This window comes from Kistimonas asteriae, assembly GCF_018263925.1.
Lineage (GTDB): Bacteria > Pseudomonadota > Gammaproteobacteria > Pseudomonadales > Endozoicomonadaceae > Kistimonas > Kistimonas asteriae.
In genome coordinates, this window is the sequence record NZ_JAEVHF010000008.1 from 41,630 (window position 1) to 67,103 (window position 25,474).

At 53.9% G+C, this 25,474-nt stretch carries 22 protein-coding genes; 18 read left to right on the plus strand and 4 right to left on the minus strand.

From position 1 onward, the window contains the following. Positions 1-5: 5 nt before the first annotated feature. Complete coding sequence (locus KHS78_RS10620; RefSeq protein WP_211828213.1) at positions 6-575, minus strand: Smr/MutS family protein; 570 nt, start codon at positions 573-575, stop codon at positions 6-8. A gap of 146 nt (positions 576-721) precedes the next feature. Between KHS78_RS10620 and prmB the strand changes: the two genes are divergently transcribed. Beyond that, positions 722-1,666, plus strand: coding sequence for a 50S ribosomal protein L3 N(5)-glutamine methyltransferase (gene prmB, locus KHS78_RS10625; protein WP_211828215.1), 945 nt, complete (start codon positions 722-724; stop codon positions 1,664-1,666). A gap of 89 nt (positions 1,667-1,755) precedes the next feature. Beyond that, the gene (gene aroC / locus KHS78_RS10630; protein ID WP_211828217.1) at positions 1,756-2,853 is read left to right on the plus strand and encodes a chorismate synthase; all 1,098 of its coding nucleotides are present in this window, start codon (positions 1,756-1,758) and stop codon (positions 2,851-2,853) included. Between the two features lie 3 nt (positions 2,854-2,856). Here aroC and KHS78_RS10635 read toward each other — a convergent pair whose 3' ends face one another. Together KHS78_RS10635 and KHS78_RS10640 are read right to left on the minus strand one after the other, a co-directional pair. Further along, entirely contained in the window at positions 2,857-5,085 is a 2,229-nt protein-coding gene (locus KHS78_RS10635; protein WP_211828219.1) for a tRNA(Met) cytidine acetyltransferase TmcA, read from the minus strand. 54 nt (positions 5,086-5,139) lie between these two features. Beyond that, complete coding sequence (locus tag KHS78_RS10640; RefSeq protein WP_211828221.1) at positions 5,140-6,582, minus strand: TrkH family potassium uptake protein; 1,443 nt, start codon at positions 6,580-6,582, stop codon at positions 5,140-5,142. A gap of 224 nt (positions 6,583-6,806) precedes the next feature. Between KHS78_RS10640 and trhA the strand changes: the two genes are divergently transcribed. Both trhA and KHS78_RS10650 read left to right on the plus strand, forming a co-directional pair. Beyond that, on the plus strand, positions 6,807-7,472 hold the full coding sequence (gene trhA, locus KHS78_RS10645; protein WP_211828223.1) for a PAQR family membrane homeostasis protein TrhA: 666 nt from the start codon (positions 6,807-6,809) through the stop codon (positions 7,470-7,472). A 99-nt stretch (positions 7,473-7,571) separates the two neighbouring features. After that, complete coding sequence (locus KHS78_RS10650) at positions 7,572-8,153, plus strand: lysophospholipid acyltransferase family protein (RefSeq protein WP_211828225.1); 582 nt, start codon at positions 7,572-7,574, stop codon at positions 8,151-8,153. Between the two features lie 33 nt (positions 8,154-8,186). Here KHS78_RS10650 and KHS78_RS10655 read toward each other — a convergent pair whose 3' ends face one another. After that, a complete protein-coding gene (locus KHS78_RS10655; RefSeq protein WP_211828227.1) occupies positions 8,187-9,062 on the minus strand; it encodes a LysR family transcriptional regulator in 876 nt (291 codons plus the stop codon). Positions 9,063-9,292: 230 nt separating this feature from the next. Between KHS78_RS10655 and leuC the strand changes: the two genes are divergently transcribed. The 14 genes from leuC (at position 9,293) to KHS78_RS10725 (ending at position 25,416) form a co-directional block, all read left to right on the plus strand. After that, complete coding sequence (gene leuC / locus KHS78_RS10660) at positions 9,293-10,726, plus strand: 3-isopropylmalate dehydratase large subunit (RefSeq protein WP_211828228.1); 1,434 nt, start codon at positions 9,293-9,295, stop codon at positions 10,724-10,726. After that, a complete protein-coding gene (gene leuD, locus KHS78_RS10665) occupies positions 10,723-11,373 on the plus strand; it encodes a 3-isopropylmalate dehydratase small subunit (protein ID WP_211828230.1) in 651 nt (216 codons plus the stop codon). Before leuC ends, leuD begins: the two co-directional genes overlap by 4 nt. 42 nt (positions 11,374-11,415) lie before the next feature. Then, positions 11,416-12,486 carry a 3-isopropylmalate dehydrogenase gene (leuB, locus tag KHS78_RS10670; protein WP_211828232.1) on the plus strand — a complete coding sequence of 357 codons (1,071 nt, stop codon included), beginning with the start codon at positions 11,416-11,418 and terminating at the stop codon, positions 12,484-12,486. A 28-nt stretch (positions 12,487-12,514) separates the two neighbouring features. Next, positions 12,515-13,624 (plus strand): aspartate-semialdehyde dehydrogenase, encoded by a 1,110-nt coding sequence (asd, locus tag KHS78_RS10675; protein ID WP_211828234.1) that lies wholly within the window; start codon positions 12,515-12,517, stop codon positions 13,622-13,624. A gap of 131 nt (positions 13,625-13,755) precedes the next feature. After that, complete coding sequence (locus tag KHS78_RS10680) at positions 13,756-14,781, plus strand: aspartate-semialdehyde dehydrogenase (protein ID WP_211828242.1); 1,026 nt, start codon at positions 13,756-13,758, stop codon at positions 14,779-14,781. A 143-nt stretch (positions 14,782-14,924) separates the two neighbouring features. Next, entirely contained in the window at positions 14,925-18,098 is a 3,174-nt protein-coding gene (locus KHS78_RS10685; RefSeq protein WP_211828245.1) for a FimV/HubP family polar landmark protein, read from the plus strand. Between the two features lie 130 nt (positions 18,099-18,228). Continuing rightward, a complete protein-coding gene (gene truA / locus KHS78_RS10690; protein WP_246506360.1) occupies positions 18,229-19,041 on the plus strand; it encodes a tRNA pseudouridine(38-40) synthase TruA in 813 nt (270 codons plus the stop codon). A gap of 23 nt (positions 19,042-19,064) precedes the next feature. After that, positions 19,065-19,736, plus strand: coding sequence for a phosphoribosylanthranilate isomerase (locus KHS78_RS10695; protein ID WP_211828249.1), 672 nt, complete (start codon positions 19,065-19,067; stop codon positions 19,734-19,736). Beyond that, positions 19,720-20,934: a tryptophan synthase subunit beta gene (gene trpB / locus KHS78_RS10700; RefSeq protein WP_211828251.1), complete on the plus strand. Its 1,215-nt coding sequence runs from the start codon at positions 19,720-19,722 to the stop codon at positions 20,932-20,934. The genes KHS78_RS10695 and trpB overlap by 17 nt, the downstream gene beginning before the upstream one ends. Positions 20,935-20,950: 16 nt before the next feature. Continuing rightward, positions 20,951-21,754: a tryptophan synthase subunit alpha gene (gene trpA, locus KHS78_RS10705; RefSeq protein WP_211828253.1), complete on the plus strand. Its 804-nt coding sequence runs from the start codon at positions 20,951-20,953 to the stop codon at positions 21,752-21,754. 75 nt (positions 21,755-21,829) lie between these two features. Beyond that, entirely contained in the window at positions 21,830-22,756 is a 927-nt protein-coding gene (gene accD, locus KHS78_RS10710; protein WP_211828255.1) for an acetyl-CoA carboxylase, carboxyltransferase subunit beta, read from the plus strand. A gap of 98 nt (positions 22,757-22,854) precedes the next feature. Next, positions 22,855-24,150: a bifunctional tetrahydrofolate synthase/dihydrofolate synthase gene (folC, locus tag KHS78_RS10715; protein ID WP_211828257.1), complete on the plus strand. Its 1,296-nt coding sequence runs from the start codon at positions 22,855-22,857 to the stop codon at positions 24,148-24,150. Positions 24,151-24,209: 59 nt separating this feature from the next. Next, on the plus strand, positions 24,210-24,734 hold the full coding sequence (locus KHS78_RS10720; protein ID WP_211828259.1) for an SPOR domain-containing protein: 525 nt from the start codon (positions 24,210-24,212) through the stop codon (positions 24,732-24,734). 184 nt (positions 24,735-24,918) lie between these two features. Beyond that, positions 24,919-25,416, plus strand: a complete 498-nt coding sequence (locus tag KHS78_RS10725) for a CvpA family protein (RefSeq protein ID WP_211828261.1) — start codon at positions 24,919-24,921, stop codon at positions 25,414-25,416. Positions 25,417-25,474: the final 58 nt, after the last annotated feature.

Sequence of the window (25,474 nt, forward strand, 5' to 3'; positions counted from 1 at the left end):
AGTATTCAACGACGCGTTTTCAGCAAGACATAAACTGCACCACGACCACCATCCCTCGACAGGCAGGAGCAAAACGCCTGGACAGCGTTGATCTGTCGTAGCCACTGGTTCACATAACTCTTCATCGTATCCTGTTGCCCGAAACTGCGGTGGGATTTGCCGTGAATGACGCGCACACAGCTATAGTGCTGGTCTTGGCAAAAAGCCAGGAAGCGGGTCAGAAGGTTGCGGGCCTCTTCTATGGTGCAGCCATGCAGATCCAGGTTGTAGTCGACAGGGAAATGCCCCTGTTTTAATTGTTTGAAGCGGCTATGCTGTAGGCCAGCTTTCAGGCATTCGATGGATTGTTCCGGTTCAATCGGCTCAATATGAGTGTCTGACAGTCCATCAGTGGGCGGTGTGTAGTCCGTTGCCGCTGACCGCCGCCGCATTGCCTTGGTGAATTCCGGAATAATGTCTGACTTACCTGATGTCTGGGCCTGATGCTGGCGCAACGGTTTTACCCCGGCCATTTCCTGTTGGAACAGTCGGTTTTCGTCGTCAGTGCTGGCGTTGTGGTTGGCATCGTCGCCCATTGCTGGTTCCATTGGCTTTTGGGAGTGACACAGTTCAGGCTATCTTGTCGTTTGAAACGACACAGGTTAAATAGTTCAGAAACCGCCTCTTTCCCGGGCAGAGTGGGATATAATCGCGCATTCTAAACTGATCCGTTGTAGGAGTCATGGTGTCAGATTTGCTCAATGATACGTCCGGCCTGCTAACTATTCGCGACTGGCTGCGATGGACATACAGCCGTTTTAATGAAGATCCGTCGCTGTTTTATGGCCATGGTACGGACAACAGCTGGGATGAAACGCTGCACCTGGTTTTGCAGGCATTAAATCTGCCCTGGGACTATGATTCTGCCTATTTTGACAGCCGCTTGACTGACAGTGAGCGGCAGCAACTGACGGCACTGGTGCAGCGTCGTATCAGGGAGCATATCCCGACGGCTTACCTGCTGAATCAGGCCTGGTTCTACGGCATGCCGTTTTATGTGGACGAGCGGGTGCTGGTTCCTCGATCGCCCATTGCTGAATTGATTGAAAAAGGCTTTGAACCCTGGCTTGGCGGGCAGACCGTTGACCGGGTACTGGATCTCTGCTGCGGGTCCGGTTGCATTGGTATCGCCTGTTCGCAGGCCTTTCCGGAGGCGCAGGTCGATCTGGTCGATATCTCCGAGGATGCGCTGGAAGTTGCCCATATCAACATTGACCGTTTTGAGTTATGGGATCGTGTGCGAACGGTCCAGTCTGATATGTTTCTGTCGTTGAAGACGATGGAAGACCGCCCCCGCTATCAGTTGATTGTCAGCAATCCACCGTATGTGGACGCCGAGGATATGGCGGACCTGCCCGATGAATATCTGCATGAGCCGGCTCTGGGACTGGAAGCGGGTAATGACGGGCTGGATTTTGCCCGCACGATCCTGACGAATGCGGCGGAATTCCTGGATGAAAATGGTCTGCTGGTGGTGGAAGTGGGCAACAGCGAGTGGGCCCTCCAGGAGGCTTACCCGGAGGTTCCGTTTACCTGGGTTGAATTTGAGCATGGCGGCCACGGCGTCTTCGTTCTTACGGCAGAAGAGTGCCGGCGCTATCGCGACCGATTCGGCGACAGCCACTGAAAACCCGGTATAATGCCGGCATCAACAAGAACCGAGGGGGGGTGGCTTAACGGAAGCCATCACCCTGCAATAAACGGCAGTGGAGTATCATGGCAGGTAATACCATCGGAAAACTGTTCACCGTGACCACGTTCGGTGAGAGCCACGGCCCCGGGCTCGGGTGTATTGTGGACGGCTGCCCTCCGGGCATTCCGCTGGATGAGCAAATGCTTCAGCAGGATCTTGATCGTCGAAAGCCCGGCACGTCCCGCTATACCACGCAGCGGCGTGAGCCCGATGCAGTGCGCATCCTGTCTGGCGTTTTCGAAGGGGTGACCACGGGTACGCCGATCGGGTTGCTGATTGAAAACACGGATCAGCGTTCCAAGGATTACTCCGAGATCAAGGATCGTTTTCGTCCCGCCCATGCGGATTATGGTTACTGGCACAAGTACGGCATTCGCGACTATCGGGGCGGTGGACGGTCTTCTGCACGGGAAACAGCGATGCGTGTGGCCGCAGGTGCCATTGCACGGCAATTTTTGAAGGCGCAGGGGATTGCCGTTCGCGGATATCTCTCCCAGATGGGACCAATCAAGGCGGAAACCTTTGACTGGGATGAAGTGTATCGTAATCCTTTCTTTTGTCCGGATGCGGCCAAGGCTGCGGAGATGGCGGATTACATCAATACGCTGAGAAAAGAAGGCAATTCCATCGGAGCCCGCATTACGGTCATCGCAACGGGTCTGATGCCTGGGTTGGGCGAGCCGGTGTTTGATCGTCTGGATGCGGATCTTGCCCATGCATTAATGAGTATTAATGCGGTAAAGGGTGTGGAAATTGGTGCGGGCTTTGATTGTGTGGAACAGAAGGGTACCGATCATCGCGATGAAATGACGCCGGAAGGCTTTCTGTCGAACAATGCGGGCGGCATTCTGGGTGGCATCACGACGGGGCAGGATGTTGTGGCTCATATTGCGCTCAAGCCGACCTCCAGCCTGTTGGTGCCTGGACGCAGTATTGACGTGGAGGGTCATCCTGTCGAAGTGGTCACCAAAGGGCGGCATGATCCCTGTGTCGGGGTACGGGCAACACCGATTGCAGAGGCAATGATGGCCATTGTGTTGATGGATCACCTGCTCCGGCATCGGGCCCAGAATAGTGATGTGTCGGTGTCTACCCCGGTGATTGCCGGGGCTGTAACCTAGAGCCTAGTTGGGCCGCCTGTTCAGTAATGGCTGTAATTTTTCCCGGACGGGCGTTGGGCATTCTGGCAGGTGCAGTTCTATCAGCTGCCCTACAGCCCGACGAAGCTGGGCAACCACGGCCTTCTCTCCTGATAGCTGGCATTGGTTTGCAACCTCTTGCCAGTTATCTTTCTGCAAGATCTTGCGCACCAATAGCGTCAGTGTGTCAGGCGCTATGAGTGCCGGATTCCTCCGCAGTGCTTTGAGCAGCATTTTTTCTATTGCAAGAATACACCCATCATAGGTGCGATTACTGTAGGCAAAAGAAACACTGTCTAACCAGTCTTGCTCAGTTAAATGGTCATGTTCTATTTCTGTTGAGTGAGAGGTTTCACTTAACAGTGCCGCTACCAGCGAGGTTTCAATATCACGGAGCGAATCGCTCATTAGTAAGGGCAATTGCTGGATAAACCGTTTTCTTGCAAGGGTGTGTAAGCTGGATGCAGCTTCAGACAGGGGTAGCATGACTAACGCAGAATGCTCACCGCTGGCGGTATCGCGTGTTGAGCCCAATCGAAGTGGTGTAAGCCCCGATGCTTGCCAAAAGTTCAGGAGTGCCGGGGTGGCGCCAAAACTGCTGGCAATGAAATCCCGGTTCTTTCGTTGGCAGTCCGCTATAACTGTTTCCAGGAGTTGCTTGCCCAGGCCTTGGCGGCGTAGTGCGGGATGGATGGCGATACGCATGATCCGCTCACCCGTTAACTCAGCGGCTTCCGGCATCCCGGCATGGTTGGCAAGGGATTGGGGAATCAGGTGGCCGCGAAGGCGCCGTTCACCTAGCCAGATGGCTTGAGCCAACGCTTTGCTGAACCCGCCTTCCATCACACTCAATACGGTGCCAGCGATATGCGCGCCTCGATAGAGTACATAAATGGAAAGACTCGGGCTATCCAGTAGCATCTGCAGATCACGAGGTGTTGTCTGGTAATGGGCAGTAACCAGCAGGCCGAACAGTTCATTCAGTAGCGCTTCATCCTGGGCTAGCTGGGCTTGCGACAGTTTTACGATGCTATCCTGGCCATTGGCACTTTCCACGATCATGGCATCCGGGGCAGGCGACGCATTCAGTTGCAGCAGCTGGAAAGTGAACGCTTCAACCGGATCGTTATTCGCCCAGCGAATGGGTGTGTTCAACGTAAGATGACGCCATTTAGGGGTTATCCGGTCCAGGGTTTCCCTGAATCGAATGGCAAATCCCCGGCCGCTGCCTTCGTAACCGTGAATCGTGGATGAGAAAACGATACGCGCATGTTGTTTTAAGAGTTTGCTTAGCAGGGAGGCAGGAATCGCTGCAGCCTCGTCTACCATGACCAACGTCGCTTCCTGGGGATTCTGGGCAAGGTCATCAGGTGCGACAAAATGAAGGGTTGTTTCGTTGTACTGGATACGGTGTCTTCTGATGTCAGCATCCGGTAGAAGCCTGGCAGCTTGATCAAACAGGGGTTTCACGGCTTCGGGCTGCGGTGCGGTAACCAACACTGGACCGGCTCCCTGTTGTAGCAGTTGTGCTGCTGCAATACCCAGCGAAGCCGATTTGCCTCGACCTCGATCTGCCGTGATCACCAGAGGGCGGCGTCGATGGCCGGTGGCAACGCGAACGATCGCTTCTACGGCCTTGCGCTGGTCATCCGTTCGGCAGAGGTTGTCAGTATCAGGCAACGTATCCGTTGTTGGCGTCTCATAAACCGGTAATGAAGGAAATGGCAGTCCTTCCTCTACCGTGGTGGTGTGGCTGGAGGCTTTGATGAGTCGAACCATTCGGGACAAATAATGCCCCCGAATGTCTTCGGGTGCGCATCCATGGCTGAGAATGGCGCGGTACTCCGGATCGTTATGCCTGTGCCAATCCTCTAAGGGCTGACAAAGCAGGATCAGAAGACCGCCAGCACGAATAATGCCAGAGGCGGCGCCCAGTGCATTGGGGTTAAAGCCGCTATGGGCATCAATGATAACGGCATTGCCCTCAGTGCCCAGCAGTTGTTGGGTTTGGCCGGGTTTGAAGTGGGTTGTATTGCGGTTTCCTGATGTGTTACTGATCCAGAGGGGATCGTCAAAGCTGGCTATAGCGGTGGTCGCATGTGCCAGGCACCACTGATGGCTGCCTGATAATACCAGTGCCCGTCGTTGTTTTGAGAGGCGAGCCTGGTCTATCAGATTGTTAATAAGGGTCTCAAAGCTGTCCGCTAGCGCCACAAAGGGTGTCCTGCATAGGCTGGAAGTCGATGAGCGATTGTATCTTCCCGTTCATCAGTTACGCCAGAAGGAGGGCAGGAACATAACCAATACGGTTATGACTTCCAGGCGTCCCATCAGCATGCCGACACAGAGTAGCCATTTGGCCATGGCGGGCAGCGTCGCGAAGTTGCCAGCAGGGCCTATCACATCGCCAAAGCCAGGGCCCACATTGGCAATGGCAGTGACTGCGCCGCTCAAGCTGGTGACAAAATCCAAGCCCAGCAAGCTGAGGCCAATCGTCAGCAACGCAACCAGCAGGCCAAAGAACGAACTGAAAGCCACCAGGGAGCGGAGGATATCGTTGGTAATCTCAATACCGTTGTAGGACTGAACAAGGAAAGCCCGCGGATGATTGAGCTGTTTCAGCTGGATATGAAGCAGCTTGAATCCGATCTGGAAACGGAAGATTTTGATACCACCTGCGGTGGAGCCCGAGCAGCCGCCAACGAAGGTCAGGAAGAAGAACAGGCTGATCGCGAAGCCCCCCCAGAGGCTGTAGTCCGTCATCGCATACCCTGTGGTAGTAACGACGGAGGTGGTATTGAACGCAACCAGGGTCAGTGACTCAAACCAGTCATAGCTGGAGTTGAGCCAGAGCCATACACTGAATAACAGCCAGATCATGACCAGGAAGCCGATAAACGCCTGCACTTGGCTGTCACGAAGCAGTGATGCCCGGTCCCCTCGCAGAAACCTCACGAAGAGTACGAATGGCAGACTGCCCAGTATCATGAACAGTGTCGCGTTCCAGTGTACCCAAGGGTTGCTGAAATGCCCCATGGAGGCATCGCTGGTGGAATAGCCACCGGTGGATACCGTGGTCATGGCATGGTTGGCGGCATCAAACAGATTCATCCCGGACAGCAGGTAACCCACCATGCAGAGGATGGTAATAATGCTGTAAACCAGGACGATGCGTTTGGCAATCGAGCCGGAGCGCGGCAGGGCTTTCTCTGACCAGTCCGAAGATTCGCTCTGGAACAGGCGCATACCACCGACTTTCAGAAATGGCAGGATGGCGACCGCCATCACAATAAAGCCAATCCCCCCCAGCCATTGCAGAATGGAGCGCCAGAGCAGGATGCCGCCGTTGACTGTGGTCAGATGGCTCATCACCGTTGAGCCTGTAGTCGTGATGCCGGACATGGTTTCAAAGAACGCATCCGTGTAGGACATGTCTTCAACCAGGACAAACGGCAGGGCCGCAAACGCACTGACCAGAATCCAGCTCACGTTGGTCAGCAGGAAGATCTGCCGGGAGACCAGACTGAAGTGCCGTGATCGCATCAGCATGGCCAGCAGGCCGCCGCTCAGGAAGGTATAGATGGCAGACTCGAAGAACGCGCCAGCGCCAATATCACCCATTGACAGGGTGAGTAGGGCCGGGATCAGCATCAGAATGCCCAGTACCATCAGAAAAAGCCCTGCGACGTACAGGACTGGTTTGATGTTCATGGTGCTTATGGCCAGTTCCGTGGAATTTGATTCGCGGATTGTAGCCAGTGGTGTCGCCATGTAATTAAGGGTTTATACCAAGTTTGCAGGTTGGGAGAGTTCGTCGTTTCGAAAGAAAAGGATAGGCTATCGACAGGAAACAGCCGTTAAATTCAGCAAATCTTACTGAGTTCGTGACACAGTCATGTTATAAAGCGCTGTCCCGAAACTCAGTGGAGGAAAGCATGTCAGGGAGTCAGTCAGTCCGAAGCCCCTATTCGGTGGCGGAGGAAATCGCCAACAGTCTGTCCCATGGGTTGGGTATGGTGTTTGGTATTGTCGCCCTGGTATTGCTGGTCAGTGAGGCGGTGGCGTTGGATGACGCGGTCAGGGTCACCAGTTTCAGCATCTATGGTGGCAGCATGATTTTGCTGTTCCTGGCATCGACGCTCTATCATGCGATTCCGGCGCCGGGGGCGAAGCGATGGCTCAAACTATTTGACCACTGTGCCATATATTTGCTGATTGCCGGTACCTACACGCCGTTTTTGCTGGTGACGCTGGAAGGGACTTTCGGCACCGTGTTGATGGCGGTTGTCTGGAGTCTTGCTGGACTGGGGTTAGCTTTCAAGCTGGTCTTTGGGCACCGCTACCGGAAACTGTCGCTGTTGACCTACCTGGGGATGGGATGGTTGTCCCTGGTGGCGATTGGGGAGCTGGTGGAGCGCCTGCCTGCAGGGGGGATCTGGTTACTGACCGGTGGTGGGTTGGTGTACAGCCTGGGGGTTGTTTTTTACGTCTGGAAACGGGTGCCGTTTAATCATGCCATCTGGCATCTGTTTGTTCTGGGCGGTTGTGTGTGCCATTTTCTGGCCATCTATGGCTACGTCTTACCGCTGCCAGCCATATAAGGGTGGTGGCAGCATACTGTTCCCTGTTGGCAGGAGCACAAGGGGACAAAACATTGATCAAGGTGAGCATGACAAGCCGCCGTTATACAGGGAATCATGATGCGTCATACTGTTTTTGACACACCGGTTGTTAACTGGCTATTTCGACAGGTGTCGAAAATAGGCCTGAGGCTGACGGGCTGGAAAATGGAAGGATCGCTTCCGGATGCGCCGAAGTATGTGGTGATAGCAGCGCCGCATACCAGTAACTGGGATTTTCCCCTGACGATTGCCATGGCATTTGTATTTCGGATTAAAGTGTTCTGGATGGGGAAGGCGTCTTTGTTTCGCGGACCGATGGGGCCGGTCATGAAATGGTTGGGGGGAATACCGGTGGATCGCAGCCGTTCGACCAACCTGGTGCAGGCGACCATTGATGCCTTTAACCGCAACAGGGAACTGATTATCGCGATTCCCCCGGAAGGTACCCGATCCAAGGTCCGGAAGTGGAAGACGGGTTTTTACCATATCGCCCACGGGGCCAAGGTGCCGATAGCGTCCGGCTTCCTCGACTTCAAGCGCAAGGTCGGTGGTTTTGGGCCGACCTTCATGCCTACCGGCGACATCGAAGCCGACATGGCGGCCATTAAAGCCTTCTATGCCAATATTACTGGCAAGCATCCCTGCGCATTTGAACAGTAATCGTTGACCGATTAGACAGCCCTGACATTCCCGTCAGGGCTGTTCCAACTCTTCCAGCAGTGCCAGCATGGCGCGTCCTGCATTCGACAATGTTCTCTCGCTGTGATGAATGACCCCCAGTGTCCGGGCAAGGTCAGCGCCTTTTACCGGAAGGCGAACAATGGTTTCATCCAGCATGGTTTCAGGCAGTACACTCCACGCCAATCCGATAGATACCATCATTTTGATGGTTTCCAGATAATTGGTCGACATGGAAATATCCAGCGTCAGCCCCGCCTGATCAAACAGCTCCTTCACAATATGATGGGTAAACGTACGGTTATCCGGAAAAATTGCCTGGAATCGCCCCAGGTCTTTCAGCTGAATACGGGATTGCTGGGTTAACGGATGTTCGGGGGCAACGACAAAGGCCAGCGGATCCAGCCAGAGCGGACGCGCAATGACGGGGGGCTGGTTGTCCGGGGGGAGTGTGATGATACCCAGTTCTATCTCACCTTGGCTAAGGGCGGTATACGCCTGTTCTGAATCAATAAAGCGAATATCGAGTCGGACATCCGGGTAGCGTTTGCTGTAGGTTTTCAATACCGCCGGTAACCGGTGCAGGCCGATGTGGTGGCTGGTGGCCATGGTCAGGCTGCCGGAAACCTTGTCGGACAGGTTACCCAGTGCCTTGCGGGTGTCGTCAATGGCGTTCAGGATGGCGCGGGCGCGGGTCAGTAACGTTTGACCGGCTTCGGTCAGCGTAATCTGTCGACTGATTCGGTCAAACAGTTTACAGTCGAGCTGCGCTTCCAGTGTGGCAATTCGCTTGCTGACCGCAGGTTGGGTCAAGTGTAACGCCAGTGCGGCAGCGGAAAAGGAACCGCTTTCGGCAACCGCGAGAAATGCTCTGAGGTTTTGGCTGTCCACGGAGACTTTCCTATTCCTTATAGTTATTCAAAACATTAAAAATATGAATTTGTTTTATGTGTGACGATACCATACATTGCCAGCATAAGGCATTCAGATGTGTGGCGGGATGGCAAAGGCAATAACAATCACCTGCGTTGATCCTGGCTATTCCACATCTTGACCGGTAATAGAACAAAAATACCCCTGCCTGTTAGTGGTTAGGGTAAGTCTGTGAAGGAGACTGAAACGTGTCCGGCAAAACGCTCTATGACAAGCTTTGGAACAATCATCTGGTCAGAACCCGGGATGATGGCTCCGCGCTGATTTATATCGATCGTCAGTTATTACATGAAGTCACGTCACCACAGGCCTTTGAGGGGCTGCGACTGGCAGGCCGTAAACCCTGGCGGGTGGATGCGAGTGTCGCGACACCTGATCACAACGTGCCGACGACCCGTTCGGAGCGGGAAGCGGGTATCGACGGAATCGTGGACCCGGTGTCCCGTATCCAGGTCGCGACGCTGGATGAGAACTGCGATGAGTTTGGTATTCTGGAATTCCAAATGCAGGATCGGCGGCAGGGGATTGTGCATGTTGTCGGCCCTGAGCAGGGCCTGACGCTGCCTGGCATGACCCTGGTCTGTGGCGACTCCCATACGGCTACCCACGGCGCCTTTGCAGCGCTGGCACACGGTATCGGCACGTCCGAGGTCGAACATGTGCTGGCCACCCAATGCCTGGTCACCAAGAAAATGAAAAACATGCTGGTTCGTGTGGATGGTGAACTGGGGCCTGGGGTGACCGCCAAAGATGTCATCCTGGCCATCATTGGCGAAATTGGTACAGCGGGTGGAACCGGGTATGCCATTGAGTTTGCCGGATCAGCCATTGAAAGCTTGTCGATGGAAGGGCGGATGACCATCTGCAATATGGCAATTGAAGCCGGTGCCCGGGTCGGTCTGGTGGCAGTGGATGACACCACGATCGAATACGTCAGGCAGCGCCCCTACGCGCCGAAAGGCGGTCAGTGGGAAGCGGCCGTCGACTGGTGGCGGACACTGGTGTCGGATGCTGATGCCGAGTTTGATCATGTCGTGGTTCTGCGCGGCGAGACTATTGAACCGCAGGTCTCCTGGGGGACTTCACCCGAGATGGTGGCGCCGGTCAGCGGCTTTGTGCCGGATCCTGATCAGGAGAAAGATGATGCGCGGGCAGAGAGTATTCGCCGTGCACTCGCTTACATGGGGCTTCAGGCTGGTATGAATATCGCTGATATTCGCCCGGATCGAGTCTTCATCGGTTCCTGCACGAACTCCCGGATTGAAGATCTGCGCGAAGCGGCTCGTGTCGTGGAAGGGCGCAAGGTGGCGTCGTCGGTGAAACAGGCGCTGGTGGTTCCTGGTTCGGGCCTGGTGAAAGCGCAGGCGGAGCAGGAAGGTCTGGATAAGATTTTCATTGAAGCCGGCATGGAGTGGCGTGAACCGGGTTGTTCCATGTGTCTGGCCATGAATGCGGACAAATTGGGATCGGGTGAACACTGTGCCTCCACGTCCAACCGTAACTTCGAAGGGCGTCAGGGGTTTGGTGGGCGGACGCACCTGGTCAGTCCGGCCATGGCGGCAGCGGCAGCGGTTACGGGACATTTTGTTGATGTCCGGGAATTGATGGAGCGTGCATCATGAAAGCATTCACCGTGCATACCGGTATCGTTGCGCCAATGGATCGTGCCAATGTTGATACGGATATGATCATTCCCAAGCAGTTCCTGAAATCGATCCGACGCTCAGGGTTTGGGAAAAACCTGTTTGATGAATTGCGCTATCTCGATGAAGGGCAACCGGATCAGGATTGCAGCGGTCGTCCACTGAATCCTGATTTTGTGCTCAATCAAACCCGTTACAGCAATGCGTCGATTCTGCTGAGTCGACATAACTTCGGTTGCGGTTCATCCCGTGAACATGCGCCCTGGGCGTTAGATGATTATGGTTTTCGTTGTGTCATCGCACCGAGTTTTGCGGATATTTTCTATAATAATTGCTTCAAGAATGGCTTGTTACCTATTGTTTTGCTTGAAGATGTTGTTGATGAGTTGTTCCGTGAAACGGCTGGGCAGGATGGTTATTCGCTGACCATTGATCTTGAGCGAGAAGTGATTGTGCGCCCCGGCGGCCGTGAGGTTGAGTTCGGAATCGATGCCTTTCGTAAGGATTGCCTGTTGAAAGGGTTGGATGAGATTGGGTTGACGCTGGCGCAGTCCGATTCAATCCGGCAATTTGAACAGCGTCACCAGGCGCGTTTCCCCTGGTTGTTCAATACCATTGCCCGCTAATCGTTGTACAACAGTGATTATGTTTCAGGAGTAAGTAGAAAAATGAAAAAGTTGCTGGTGTTGCCTGGTGATGGCATTGGTCCGGAAATCGTTGCCGAAGCGCTGAAGGTGTTGGACAAGGTAAAAGACACATTCAATCTGGCCGTTTCCGTTGATGAGGCATTGCTAGGCGGCGCGGCCATTGATGCCACCGGTAACCCGCTCCCGGCGGAAACGCTCGACAAGGCCATGTCGGCCGATGCGTTGTTGATGGGCGCGGTAGGTGGTCCGAAATGGGATCACCTGGAAACGTCAAAGCGTCCTGAGAAAGGTTTGCTCGGCTTGCGCTCAAGCCTGAATCTTTTCGCCAATCTTCGCCCGGCGATTCTCTATCCGCAGCTGGCGTCGGCTTCGACGTTGAAGCCGGAAGTGGTCAGTGATCTGGATATTCTTATTGTCCGCGAGTTGACTGGCGGTATCTATTTTGGGGAACCCCGTGGCATTCGCACACTCGACAATGGTGAGCGCCAGGGATACAACACCTATGTCTACAGTGAATCCGAAATTCGTCGCATAGGCCGGGTCGCCTTTGAGGCAGCGCGTAAACGTGGCGGTCGTGTTTGCTCCGTTGACAAGTCCAATGTACTCGAAGTTACCGTGCTCTGGCGCGAAATTATGGAAGAGATTGGTAAGGAATACCCGAAGATTGAGCTGGAACACATGTATGTCGACAATGCGGCCATGCAGCTGGTGCGCGCGCCAAGGCAGTTTGATGTCATGGTAACCGGCAATATGTTTGGTGATATTTTGTCTGACTGTGCTGCCATGCTGACCGGTTCTATCGGCATGCTGCCTTCGGCCTCACTGGATGCTCACAATAAAGGATTGTATGAACCTGTACACGGTTCAGCACCGGATATTGCGGGGCAGGGGGTTGCCAACCCGCTGGCCACCATTCTCTCGCTGGCCATGTTGTTGCGTTATTCCTTTGCTGAAGCGGAGGTCGCCGATGTGATTGAGCAAGCGGTCAGCAAGGTGCTGGATGAGGGGTTACGTACAGCAGATATCTGGTCGGAGGGGCTGCAGAAGGTCTCAACCCAGGCCATGGGCGATGCGGTGGCGGCAGCCATATAAATAACAAGAGGAGCGGGGAGTTTATTGCATGATCAAGCTTGGTCTGGTGGGTTGGCGGGGTATGGTGGGATCCGTACTCATGCAGCGGATGCTCAAAGAAAATGATTTTGCCCTGGTAGAACCCACCTTTTTTACCACATCCCAGAAAGGGCAGCCGGGACCGGATATCGGTCGTGAGGTGCCCGACCTGGCTGATGCCCGGGATCTGCAGGCGCTGGCGCAGATGGATGTCATCATCTCCTGTCAGGGGGGCGATTATACCGGTGATGTCTATCCGGGGCTCAGGGCGTCCGGTTGGGCGGGATACTGGATAGATGCCGCGTCCAAACTGCGAATGGTCGATGACAGCATCATTGTGCTGGATCCGGTCAATGACAGCGTGATCAGGCAGGGGCTGGCGCAGGGCGTTAAAACCTTTGTGGGTGGTAATTGCACGGTTAGCCTGATGTTGATGGCGCTGGGCGGTCTTTTCCGCGAAGGGCTGGTGGAGTGGGCCAGTGCCATGACCTATCAGGCGGCCAGTGGTGCCGGTGCGCGCAATATGCGTGAGCTGATCAGTCAGATGGGTGTGATCAGGGATGCTGTAGCGTCAGAATTACAGGATCCTGCTGCCGCCATTTTGGATATTGATCGAAAAGTGGCTGATGTTATCCGTTCAGAGGCGTTTCCCGTTTCTGAGTTTGGTGTGCCACTGGCGGGCTGTCTGATTCCCTATATTGATCGGGAGCTGGAAAACGGCCAGAGCCGGGAGGAGTGGAAGGCGCAGGCGGAAACCAACAAAATCCTGGGGCTGGAGCAGGCTATTCCACTGGACGGTATCTGCGTACGTGTCGGCGCCATGCGGTGTCATTCTCAGGCGCTGACGTTGAAGTTAAAGCGAGACATTCCAATGGCGGATATTGAGTCCATGATCGCCCAGGCGAATGACTGGGTTGATCTGGTGCCTAATCATCGTGAAGAGAGTATTCAGCGCCTCTCTCCTGCTGTGGTGAGTGGTTCACTGTCCGTGCCGGTGGGTCGTCTGCGCAAGATGAATATGGGGCTAGAGTATCTGTCCGCATTCACGGTAGGAGACCAGTTGCTTTGGGGGGCGGCTGAACCACTCCGTCGTATGCTGAGAATTCTGCTTGAATCGTGAGGTTAAAGCGCTGGGTGTAACAGGGACGTTATACCGGAAGGCGGGCCTTCGGCGAGAGTATTGCTGGATTTGTTGGCCTGAAAAGGGGTATATAGGTGACTGATTTCGTTGTAAATGCTGGATGATAATTGATGAGTTCAACCTATGATATTGCTGTAGTCGGTGCCACCGGTGCTGTGGGTGAGGCAATGTTGTCGATTCTGGAGGAACGCGAGTTCCCGATTGGCAAGTTGTACCCCTTGGCCAGTGAGCGCTCCGCAGGTGGCAGCGTGATCTTTCGCAATCGCGCCCATCGGGTTGAAAATCTTGCGGATTTTGATTTTTCCCAGGTACGAATAGCGCTGTTTTCTGCTGGGGGGGAGGTCTCTGCGGAATATGCGCCCAAGGCCGCTGCCGCAGGTTGTGTCGTGATTGATAACACCTCACATTTTCGCTACCAGGACGATATTCCTCTGGTTGTGCCGGAGGTGAATCCTGAGGCGATTACGTCCTACCGTAACCATAACATCATTGCCAATCCCAATTGTTCAACGATCCAGATGTTGGTGGCCCTCAAACCCTTGCATGATGCGGCGACGATCCGTCGGATAACCGTTTCCACCTATCAGGCTGTCAGTGGTGCTGGCATGAAGGGCGTGAAGGCGCTGGCAGACCAGACAGCCCGTTTACTTAACGCCAAGCCGGTTGAAGCCGATGTTTTTAGCAAGCAGATCGCATTTAATGTGATTCCGCATATCGATCGCTTTGAAGAGAACGGCTATACCCGGGAAGAGATGAAGATGGTGTGGGAGACCCGAAAGATATTGGGCGATGACACAATTCAGGTGAATCCTACCTGTGTCCGGGTGCCGGTTTTTTATGGGCATTCTGAGTCGGTGAGTATCGAGACGGAAGCGCGGCTCACGGTTTCAGATGCGCGTGGGTTGCTGGAAAAGTCGCCAGGTGTCACGATCATGGATGAGCCGGTGGCGGGTGGTTATCCGACCCCTGTGGGCGATTGCTCCGGTCAGGATGAGGTCTTTGTCGGTCGAATCCGTGAAGATATCTCCTGTGAGCGGGGGCTGAATCTGTGGATTGTGTCAGATAATGTACGAAAAGGTGCTGCACTCAATAGCATTCAGATCGCAGAGCTATTGATAAAATCCTTCGCAGAATGATAAGTTATTGAGAATAAAAGAGAAGCCTCGGCATGACCGGGGCATAATGATCAGAATCATGTGGCTTTGCAGGTTTTACCGGTCTCAACCGTGATATCGGATTGCCAGGTCGAGCGACAATAATAATCAAGGGATAGGGGATCATGCTACGCAAGCTGATAGTGGCCATGGCTGCCACTGGGGCGATATCTGCGGGTCCTGCACTCGGGCTCGGGCTAGGAGAGATTACGATTAACTCGTATCTTAATCAGCCGCTTGATGCTGAAATAGAGCTGGTTCAGGTCAGGGAGCTGTCCAATACTGAAATATTGCCGAACCTGGCGACACGGGACGATTTCAAACGTGCGGGGGTGGAACGGCCATTTTTCTTATCCGATCTCAAATTTGAAACGGTCGTCCATGATGACGGCAGAACGACTGTCCGTCTCACCAGCCGCAAGCCGGTGGTTGAACCTTTCCTGAATTTTCTGGTTGAAGTCCACTGGCCCAGTGGACGTCTGTTGCGGGAATATACCTTGCTGCTGGATCCGCCTTCGTTCAGTGCGAGTGTCGCTGAAGAGGTTGCGCGTAAACCAATGTATCAGGGAGGCAGTGCCAACCGTTATCAGCGTATTCCTGATGCCGTTGCGCCCATCCGCTCGACACCTGACTCATCCCGATCCCCTTCCAGGACGCCGACAGGCTCCCATAAAGTTAAAAAGGACGAAACACTTTGGGATATTGCCTTGCGGTTCCGTCCGGATCGATCGGTGTCGCCACAGCAGATGATGCTGGCTATTCAGGCAGAAAACCCGGGCGCCTTCATCAATGGCAATATCAACATGCTCAAGCAGGGCAGTGTGTTGCGTATTCCTGATCGCGTCATGCTGAGAGACTTCAGCGAAGCGGGTTCCATTGCCGGAGTCGCTAAACAGAATTCCAGTTGGAAAGGCAGCGTCAGACAGTTGGATGCTACCCGTCGCTCTTCAGTCGATGATGAACCCGGAAAGCGCCAGGACGATGGCCGGTTGACAGTTGTCTCTTCCGGTGATGGTGGACGTGGTAACGGGGCTGACCAGGGCGGAGGCAGTGGAGATTCTGCCCGTGTTAGAGCCTTGGAAGATGAATTGGCATTAAGCTCCGAGCGGATTGATCTGCTGACCCGTGAGAATGCAGAACTCAGGGATAAGCTAGATGCATTGACAGAGCAACTGGGGACGCTGGAAAAACTCATTGCGCTTAAAAATGATGAGCTGACAGTCATACAGGGTATGGGGCAGCAGGATGCGGGTGAAACCCTTACCCCACCGGAGCCGCCTCGGGATATTGCTCAGGCTGATCCGCCGACGACCTTGCCGCCTCCCGCAAATGGCGAAATTGATTACAATTACCAGAATGACGCAGAGTCTGGCGAAACTCAGCAGCCGATGGCGGATGCTGGGAAGCGTCAGGGACAGCAGAATCCCTCTGACAATAAACCTTCGGAAAAGCCTGACAAGATAGCCAATGACACAAAGGCTAAACCTGAAAAATCCTTCATCGATGAGTTTCTTGATAGCCCGTTATACATGGGGATCGCTGGGGGAGGGGTTCTGTTTATCGTGGCGGGTCTGATGTTTGTTGCTCGACGACGGGCGCAGGCCGAAGATGTGTTCCAGGATTCCCTGAATGATCAAGAGGCGTTTTCTCCTGCAGGAAACGAGCAGATTGACCTCGGTACTGGGTTAAGCCCCGCTGTTGCATCAACAAAAGCTGCCGGTGGTGCAGGCATACAGCCATTGGAGTTGGATGCAGACCTGGAAATCGACCAGGACCTGCTGGATCAACAGGTTGCATCGACAGCCGCAGGCAGTGTGATGGCTGAAGCCGATGTCTATGCGGACTATGGGCGTTTTCAGCAGGCTGCAGAAATACTCACTAAAGCCGTTGAGACTGAGCCGGGCAATGCCAGCTATCGCCTGAAACTGATGGAAGTCCAGGCGGGTATGGATGACCTGGATGGCTTCAGGGAGCAACTGAACGCGTTAGGCGATGTGGATGAGGCTACGCAGGCAAAGGTTGAGGCTCTGAAGTCGCAGTTTGCCAATACAACGCTGGCAGATTTCGAGCCTGAAGATGTCTTGAATGAGCTGGAGGCTTTAACCGATGAGCTGACCAGTACCGATATTGATCTGGATGCCAGTCTGGACTCTGTTGTGGAGGAGGCGTCATCCGATCTCGCATCTGCCGACGCTCTGGATCTGGCGCTGGAGGACGACTTAAGTATTGATGACAGTGTCGATGTTGAGACATCGCTTGATACTGGCAAGCTTGAAGACGACGATCTGTCTATTGATGGGCTGGATGATCTGGAGCTTGACCTTGGCCTTGAAGATGCCAGCAGTGATGCGGTTTCTGAAGGCGGATCAGACGAAATGGCTGATCTTGATGACATAAGTCTAAGCCTGGACGATGATGAAGCGGTGTCAGAAGTCAGTGAATTGACGGATGATTTGTCACTGGGTGATACGGACGACATTGCAACGCTCGATATGTCTGACGCTGAAGATCTGGATGATATTGCTCTGGATCTTGAGTTGGATGACGCTGAGGATTCTGAATCGTCAGCGCCAGAGGCGTTGCCTGACGCTGAGTCCCTCGACGATTTATCCCTTGATTTGGATGCTGATGAGTTTCAGCTCGACGCTTCCGTAGAGGAGACGCCGTCGCTGGTTGAAGATGAGGGTATTGTCGAGCTTGAGGATCTGGAGCTTAATGACGAGCTTGAAACGGCAGAAACTGAAGCGTCTCAAGACGAGCAATCCGACGATGAATCATTCGATCTGGGCGATCTTGACCTTGAACTGAATGACGATCTGGGTGAAAGCCTGGAAGCGTCCTCCAGTGAGGGGAATGCGGTATCGGATGAGATTGAGCTCGAGCTCGATGAGTCTGAATTTGATCTTGATGCTGAAATGGCCTCTCTGGATACCGACCTGTCTGATCTCTCTGAAGGGCTTGGTGAGGCTGATCTTGATGGGGCTCTGCAGCCGGAGGCTGTTGAGAGCAGCGAAGATACTGACCTTGAGTCTCTGGATCTTGATTCGATGGACCTCTCCGAACCTTTGTCTGAGATGGGTAGTTCTGGAGAAGTCGGTGTGAGTGAGGAAGCGACTGAGCTGGATGAAGATCTCGAGTTCCTTGAAGAAACCGATGAAACCGCCACCAAGCTTGATCTGGCCAGGGCTTATATTGAGATGGGAGATCAGGATGGCGCCAGGGATATCTTGGAAGAGGTCGCTCGTGAGGGTGATGATGCTCAGAAGCAGGAAGCGGACAGTTTGTTGAAAAAACTCTGATTCTTGATTCACACTCTCGGTTACAAAAAAAGGCTGGTATGATTACCAGCCTTTTTTTGTGCGGGCTTTTTACGGGCAATCGCCTCAGTCTTGCCTCATAAACCTCTTGATGAGATATGTTTTGGACGTGATGAATGACGGCCAGCGTTACGCGGTCTGTGTGGAATATGACGGCGCCGGATATCATGGCTGGCAATCGCTCAAATCAGGACTTCCGACGGTCCAGCAGCATGTTGAAGCGGCGTTGAGCTCTGTCGCAAACCACCCTGTTTCAGTTGTTTGTGCCGGAAGAACCGACGCGGGCGTGCATGGTTGTCGGCAGATTATCCATTTTGATTCGCCCGCCGATCGGGTAGAGCGTAGCTGGGTTTTCGGCGCTAATACCCATTTGCCGGACAGTATTGCCCTGCGCTGGGTACGCCCTGTGAGCCATGATTTTCATGCTCGTTTTTCTGCGCTGGCCAGACGCTATCGTTACGTGATATACAATACTCCGGTCAGGCCGGCGATATTGCCCAGGGGCGTGACTTGGAATTACCGTCCTCTGGATGAGCAGCGGATGGCCGAGGCGGCTCGGTTCCTGATTGGTGAGCATGACTTCACGTCCTATCGTGCCGTGCAGTGTCAGGCCAAAAATCCGGTACGGAAAATTACCCACCTCAGTGTTAAACGCTTTGGTGATGTGTTGGTCATTGATATTCAGGCCAATGCGTTCCTGCACCATATGGTGCGTAATATTGCCGGCGTCTTGATGGCTATTGGTTGCGGTAAGCGAGAACCCATTTGGGCGAGAGACGTCCTTGAGGCCAGGGATAGAAGAATGGGTGGGGTGACTGCGCCGCCGTATGGCCTGTATTTTGTTAATGTGATTTATCCGGCAGAGTTTGATCTGCCGGAAGATGCTTTGGGGCCCGGTTTTATCGCCCCGTTGTTAAACCCGTAATAAAAATTGCTCAAGGTTCCGGCATGCTGTTTGACGCAGAAACTTATCAGGCCTGCACCACGCGAAAGAGGCGTTCTTGCGTCAAAATCTGCGGTTTGCGGAGTGTTGAAATGGCAAATGTCGCGGTAGACGCCGGCGCAGATGCCATTGGTCTGATGTTCTATGCCCCTAGTCCTCGTTATGTGACACCCGAAGAGGCTAGTTATATTGTCGCTGAAGTGAAGGGAAAAGTTGCTATTGTCGGTGTTTTTGTGAACCCGACAGCGGCCTGGCTGGATGAAGTGCTGGCCCGCGTTCCGCTTGATGCCATTCAGTTTCATGGTGATGAAAAGGACGAATTCTGCCGGCAGTGGGGATTACCTTATATCAAAGCGCTTCGTCTCCGTCAGGGGGCGGATTATGCCGCTGTCGGTAATGCCTGGCCGGGCGCCAGCGCCTTTCTGGTTGACAGTTATAATCCTGATGCCTTTGGTGGAACCGGTGAGCTGTGTGATTGGGGTCTGATCCCTGAAGGATTGAATTGCCCGGTTATGCTGGCCGGTGGATTGCGCCCTGACAATATCGGTGAAGCCATTACCCAGGTGAAACCCTGGTGTGTGGATGTGAGTAGTGGTGTTGAGTGTGGAAAAGGCGTTAAGGATGCAGCCCTTATCAGGGCATTCATGAGAGAGGTAGATAATGTCTCTGGAGACTGAGAAAACCCGTTATAGCATGCCGGATCAGCGGGGCTATTTTGGCCCCTTTGGTGGGCGTTTTTCCCCCGAAACCCTGATCCCTGCCGTTCAGGAGCTGGAAGAGGCCTTTGAATCCTATATCAAGGATCCAGCGTTCCTGGAAGAAATGGATAAGGATTTTGCCCATTATGTCGGGCGTCCTTCACCGCTGTATCATGCTGAACGATGGTCGGGTCTTCTTGGCGGCGCGCAGATCTATCTCAAGCGTGAAGACCTTAACCATACCGGTGCTCACAAGATCAACCATGCCATTGGTCAGGCGCTGCTGGCGAAGCGAATGGGTAAAACTCGCATTATCGCCGAAACCGGTGCCGGGCAGCATGGCGTTGCAACCGCGACTGTTGCGGCTCGACTGGGGCTCGAATGTGTCGTGTATATGGGCGCTGAAGATGTGCGGCGCCAGGCGCTCAATGTTTATCGCATGAAACTGCTGGGGGCCGAAGTGGTTCCGGTCGAGGCGGGAGCCAAGACCCTGAAAGATGCGATCAACGAAGCCATGCGTGACTGGGTCACCAATATTGACAACACGTTCTATCTTTTGGGTACAGTGGTTGGCCCCCATCCTTACCCCAAGATGGTGCGTACCTTCCAGAGTGTGATTGGACGCGAAGCGCGAAAGCAGTATCTGGAGATGACCGGCAGGTTACCCGATGCGCTGGTGGCCTGTGTGGGCGGTGGTTCTAACGCCATGGGGCTTTTCTATCCGTTCATTGATGATGATGTGAAAATTTACGGGGTGGAAGCCGGGGGCGAAGGTATTGAATCCGGGCGGCATGCTGCCCGTCTGAGCGCTGGGCGACGGGGTGTTTTGCATGGTAATCGAACCTATATCATGTCAGATGATGCAGGCCAGATTATCGAAAGCCATTCAGTCTCTGCCGGGCTGGACTATCCTGGTGTCGGCCCTGAGCATGCCTGGTTGAAGGAGTCGGCGCGGGCAGAATATGTTCACGTTAATGATGATGAAGCCCTCTCGGCATTCCGTGACTTGACCCAGTATGAAGGCATCATGCCCGCCCTGGAGAGCAGTCATGCACTGGCCTGGGTGAAAAAGCTGGCGCCAACGATGTCGCCGGAGCAGAGCATTATCGTGAACCTGTCCGGACGTGGGGACAAGGATATCCATACCGTTGCTGAAATTGACGGCATCGAGCTGTAAGAAGGGGGCAGTGATTATGAGTCGTATCAAGGGATGTTTTGCCCGTCTTGAAGCGGAGGGGCGCAAGGCGCTGATCCCCTATATTACCGCTGGCTATCCGCAAAAAGACTATACCGTCAATTTGATGCTGGAAATGGTGGCGGCAGGGGTTGATGTCATTGAGTTGGGTGTACCGTTTTCTGACCCGGGTGCGGATGGACCGGTCATTCAGGCTGCCCATCAGCGCGGTGTGTCACAGGGCGTTACACTTGCTGACGTTCTGGCAATGGTTTCCGAGTTTCGTAAAACCGATAATGATACGCCAATCGCATTGATGACATACCTTAACCCGGTCGAGATCATGGGGTATGAGCAGTTTGCCCAGACCGCAGCCGAGGCGGGTGTTGACGGCCTGCTGGTGGTGGATAGTCCACCGGAGCACTCTGCCGAACTGCTGAAAGCGTTAGGGCGTTATGAGCTGGATGCGATTTATCTGCTCGCACCAACGACGCCTGATGACCGTGTTCGTCGTATCTGTGAGGCGGCCAGTGGGTATGTCTACTACGTCTCTCTGAAGGGGGTGACCGGTGCAGCGACGCTGGATGTGGACGGTGTCCGTGAGCGGGTTGCGCAGATTAAGACAATCACACAACTCCCTGTGTGTGTGGGTTTCGGTATTCATAATGGTGATACGGCAGCGGCCATCAGTCAGGTGGCTGACGGCGTGATCGTCGGTACCGCGCTGGTTAAAACACTTGCTGCAGAAGCAACGCCGGCCTTGGGCAGTCAAGCCGTGAAACAGCAGCTGGCGGAAATGCGCAGTAGAATGGATGCCTGCTAATCTGTGTTCGCTGTTCGGCCGGTATTTATACCTGCCGAACAGCGAGGGACAGGCACGGGCTTACAGGAAAGGTCTATGAGCAACTGGCTAGACAAGTTGATTCCATCTCTCTCCCGTATGGATGCAAAAAAGACGGGAAAAAGTAATGTGCCTGAAGGGTTGTGGAAGAAGTGCGTCAAATGCGATGCGATTCTTTATCGTCCTGAATTTGAGCGCAATCAGGATGTGTGCCCGAAATGTGACCATCACATGCGCATTTCTGCGCGGGTGCGTCTGGAGCGTTTCCTGGATGAGTCTGAGGATCGCCTGGAAATGTTCGCCGAGCTGGAGCCGGAAGACCGGTTAAAATTTCGGGACAGCAAAAAATACAAGGATCGTCTTGTCCAGGCTCAAAAGGCGACGGGTGAAAAAGACGCTGCTATCTGCTTCAGGGGCGCAGTTAATGAAGTCCCGGTGGTTGCTGTTGCGTTTGAATTTGCCTTTATGGGCGGCTCCATGGGCGCTGTTGTAGGGGAAAAATTCGTCAGAGCAGGCGAATATTGTCTGGAACACAATATCCCGTTGGTCTGTTTTTCCGCCAGTGGTGGTGCCCGGATGCAGGAGGCTTTGTTCTCTCTGATGCAGATGGCGAGAACCAGTGCCGTGCTGGAGCGTATGAAGCAGGCTGGCATCCCCTTTATTTCTGTGCTGACTGACCCCGTTTATGGTGGGGTATCCGCCAGTCTTGCCATGTTGGGGGATATTAACCTGGCGGAACCCAAGGCGCTGGTGGGATTTGCCGGCCCCCGGGTGATTGAACAGACGGTTCGAGAGAAGTTGCCTGAAGGGTTTCAGCGCAGTGAATTCTTGTTGGAGCACGGTGCGATCGATAAAATCGTGCACCGTCATGACATGAAAGCCACCATTGCCCGGATGTTATCGCGTATGATGCGTCACCAGTCGGGTGAGATGGTTGTTGCTGCAGACCCTGATCCAGAAAAGGATGCTGCATTCGATAGCTGATTGATTGGCCTGTGGCGTCTTTCGCCACAGGCTCTGCCCGCCCGACTGATGATTTCCCTGCCTCTCTTTCATTAGGTTTTTTAGTACTGGACTACCTTATGACATTTATTTCGCTTGCTGACTGGTTGTCATGGTTGGAGGCACAACGGCCTGAGCACGATATGGTGCTGGGGCTTGACCGTATTGGTGACGTGGCCCAGCGATTATTGCCCGAAAAACTGGCACCTACGGTGATCACCGTTGCAGGTACGAATGGCAAGGGGAGTACGGTGGCCTTGCTGGATGCGATGTTGAGCGAGTCGGGGTTGTCTGTTGGCGCCTACACGTCGCCTCACCTGTTGCGCTTCAATGAAAGGGTTCGTATCAAAGGGGAGATGGTTTCCGATCAGCAACTCTGCGAAGCTTTTGAGCAGGTCAATACGGCACAGGGTGATACGTTTCTGACCTACTTCGAATTCGCGACGCTGGCTGCGCTGGTGATTTTTAGCAAAAGTGCACTGGATGTCATTTTGCTGGAGGTCGGGTTGGGTGGCAGGCTGGATGCCGTCAATATCATTGAACCCGATGTTGCGATTGTTACCACCGTTGCATTGGATCATCAGCAGTGGTTGGGCAATGACATAGAGTCTATTGCTGCAGAGAAAGCTGGTGTTTACCGGAGACAAAAGCCGGCATTGTTTGGTGATATTCCGGTACCTGAAAGCCTGGTCTCAGCGATTGAGAGTATTGATGCGCAGCCTTATTTTCGGGAAAAAGATTTTGCTATTGAACGCAGTCGCAAAGGGTTGATCTTCCGGGGAATGGGGGCTGAGGGAGAGCGGGTCACTCTGTCGGGTCTGGTTGAGCCAGAGTTGCCGCTGACCAGTGTGGCCTGCGCCCTTGAAGCTATTCAGTTGTTGCCTTACGAGATTTCCGTGGCTGCCATGAATGCGGGGTTAACCAGGGTATCTGTTGCAGGCCGTATGCAGAAGCTTCAGGTTGTCCGTCAGGATGGCAGAGAAGTTACAGTGGTTCTGGATGTCGCGCATAACGCTCAAGCAGCACATTATCTGGCAGAGCGTTTGAGGGCGTTGTTGCCGAAACGGCGTCTGACGGCCGTTTTGGCCATGCTGGGTGACAAGGATTTTGGCAGCGTTGTGAATGGATTTGATGACGTTTTTACCGAATGGCACGTTGCGGCAGTCAGTTATGGGCCTCGGGCACTGCCCGCAGAGACGCTGGCGGATCACTTGATCAGTCGAGGGCAGCGGGTTCAATGTCATGACAGTGTGGCCGATGCCTTAGATGCGGCGCTTGAAGTCGGTGATGAAACCAATACGGTTGTGGTTTTTGGTTCGTTTTATACGGTTTCGGAAAGCCTTCAGCACCTGCAGGATGGAGAATGTCAGCCGTAGTATGAATGACGGACTCCAATTTTCTGCAATAAACCGGTTACAATGGCCGGGTTTGCTCAATGAGGCTGGCAGCAACCATGGAACTGGCTAAGAAACAACGTATCACTGGGGCAGCGGTGCTGGTCGCGGCAGGTCTGTTGCTCTATCCGCTGCTGTTTGATGACACTGTATTCCGGGATGAAGAAGCTGCCCAGATAGCGCCGCCATTGCCAGTGCCGGACGTTCCGGTCTACGTCGCGGATATCGACCGGCCTATGCCAGAGCTGCCAGCAGAGCCGGTGGATGATCAAGAACTGGCGGCGAAAGATAACGCTGTACCTGAATTGAGCGCTGATCTTATTCCTGTCAGCTGGACATTACAGCTGGCCGCTTTTGTTCAAAAAGAAAACGCAGTAGCTCTGAGAGATCGGCTGCGGAAGGACGGCTACCGTGCCTATCAACGCACGGTGACCTTGTCTGACGGGCAATCCGTGGTACGAGTCTATGTCGGCCCTGAACTGGTTCGCAATAAGGCGGAAACCCTGCTGGCGGAACTCGATAAGGGATATGAACTGGAAGGACTGGTCGTCAGGTATCGTCCGTGATCGCTCTATAAGGGCTTATCGCGGACAGACTCTCTATATTCACCACAGTCTCTTTGTTAGAATCCCTTGCCATGCGGTACAGGGTGAATCATCCACCCTGTAGTGTAATTCACACTCTTTCAGCGATTGGTCACCTCAGGGCCTGGTGACCGATGCAGTGCTATTGCCCGACAGGATCTTTGTTATGGCGTTTACCTGGGTTGACTGGGTTATTGTAGGGATTGCGGTCATTTCCAGCTTGATCAGCCTTCGTCGGGGTTTTTTCAGGGAAGTGTTGTCACTGTTAACCTGGATTGCCGCGGTCATTATTGCCTGGCTGTTCAGTGGTTCCCTGTCGCTTCTATTTGCTAATTATATTGAAACGCCCTCGCTACGCGTCATTGCTGCTGCCGCCATTCTCTTCATTTTGACCCTGATCACGGGCGGTATTATCAATACCCTGATTGGCAAGCTGGTGGAATTTTCCGGCTTGACCGGTACTGACCGCTCCCTGGGTATGGTATTTGGCGCACTGCGCGGTGGTTTGCTGGTGGTTGTCCTAGTCGGGATGGCGTCCTATCTGCCAGTCCAACAGGATGCGTGGTGGCGTGACTCAGTACTGGTTCCCCATTTTGAACTGGTGGCTGAATGGTCGAAATCAATGGTATTTGATTGGATGGCGCCGGTGGTCAACAGTCGTTGATCACCGGCGTCCTGCATACGGGTTGTTAGTCATTGTTTGCAAGTGATGAGGAAATCTG

Coding starts and splice junctions, on each gene's coding strand:
- KHS78_RS10620 (WP_211828213.1), bottom strand. CDS start 575: ATGGGCGACGATGCCAACCACAACGCCAGCACTGACGACGAAAACCGA.
- prmB (WP_211828215.1), top strand. CDS start 722: ATGGTGTCAGATTTGCTCAATGATACGTCCGGCCTGCTAACTATTCGC.
- aroC (WP_211828217.1), top strand. CDS start 1,756: ATGGCAGGTAATACCATCGGAAAACTGTTCACCGTGACCACGTTCGGT.
- KHS78_RS10640 (WP_211828221.1), bottom strand. CDS start 6,582: ATGAACATCAAACCAGTCCTGTACGTCGCAGGGCTTTTTCTGATGGTA.
- trhA (WP_211828223.1), top strand. CDS start 6,807: ATGTCAGGGAGTCAGTCAGTCCGAAGCCCCTATTCGGTGGCGGAGGAA.
- KHS78_RS10650 (WP_211828225.1), top strand. CDS start 7,572: ATGCGTCATACTGTTTTTGACACACCGGTTGTTAACTGGCTATTTCGA.
- leuD (WP_211828230.1), top strand. CDS start 10,723: ATGAAAGCATTCACCGTGCATACCGGTATCGTTGCGCCAATGGATCGT.
- leuB (WP_211828232.1), top strand. CDS start 11,416: ATGAAAAAGTTGCTGGTGTTGCCTGGTGATGGCATTGGTCCGGAAATC.
- asd (WP_211828234.1), top strand. CDS start 12,515: ATGATCAAGCTTGGTCTGGTGGGTTGGCGGGGTATGGTGGGATCCGTA.
- KHS78_RS10680 (WP_211828242.1), top strand. CDS start 13,756: ATGAGTTCAACCTATGATATTGCTGTAGTCGGTGCCACCGGTGCTGTG.
- KHS78_RS10685 (WP_211828245.1), top strand. CDS start 14,925: ATGCTACGCAAGCTGATAGTGGCCATGGCTGCCACTGGGGCGATATCT.
- truA (WP_246506360.1), top strand. CDS start 18,229: ATGAATGACGGCCAGCGTTACGCGGTCTGTGTGGAATATGACGGCGCC.
- KHS78_RS10695 (WP_211828249.1), top strand. CDS start 19,065: ATGCTGTTTGACGCAGAAACTTATCAGGCCTGCACCACGCGAAAGAGG.
- trpB (WP_211828251.1), top strand. CDS start 19,720: ATGTCTCTGGAGACTGAGAAAACCCGTTATAGCATGCCGGATCAGCGG.
- trpA (WP_211828253.1), top strand. CDS start 20,951: ATGAGTCGTATCAAGGGATGTTTTGCCCGTCTTGAAGCGGAGGGGCGC.
- accD (WP_211828255.1), top strand. CDS start 21,830: ATGAGCAACTGGCTAGACAAGTTGATTCCATCTCTCTCCCGTATGGAT.
- folC (WP_211828257.1), top strand. CDS start 22,855: ATGACATTTATTTCGCTTGCTGACTGGTTGTCATGGTTGGAGGCACAA.
- KHS78_RS10720 (WP_211828259.1), top strand. CDS start 24,210: ATGAGGCTGGCAGCAACCATGGAACTGGCTAAGAAACAACGTATCACT.
- KHS78_RS10725 (WP_211828261.1), top strand. CDS start 24,919: ATGGCGTTTACCTGGGTTGACTGGGTTATTGTAGGGATTGCGGTCATT.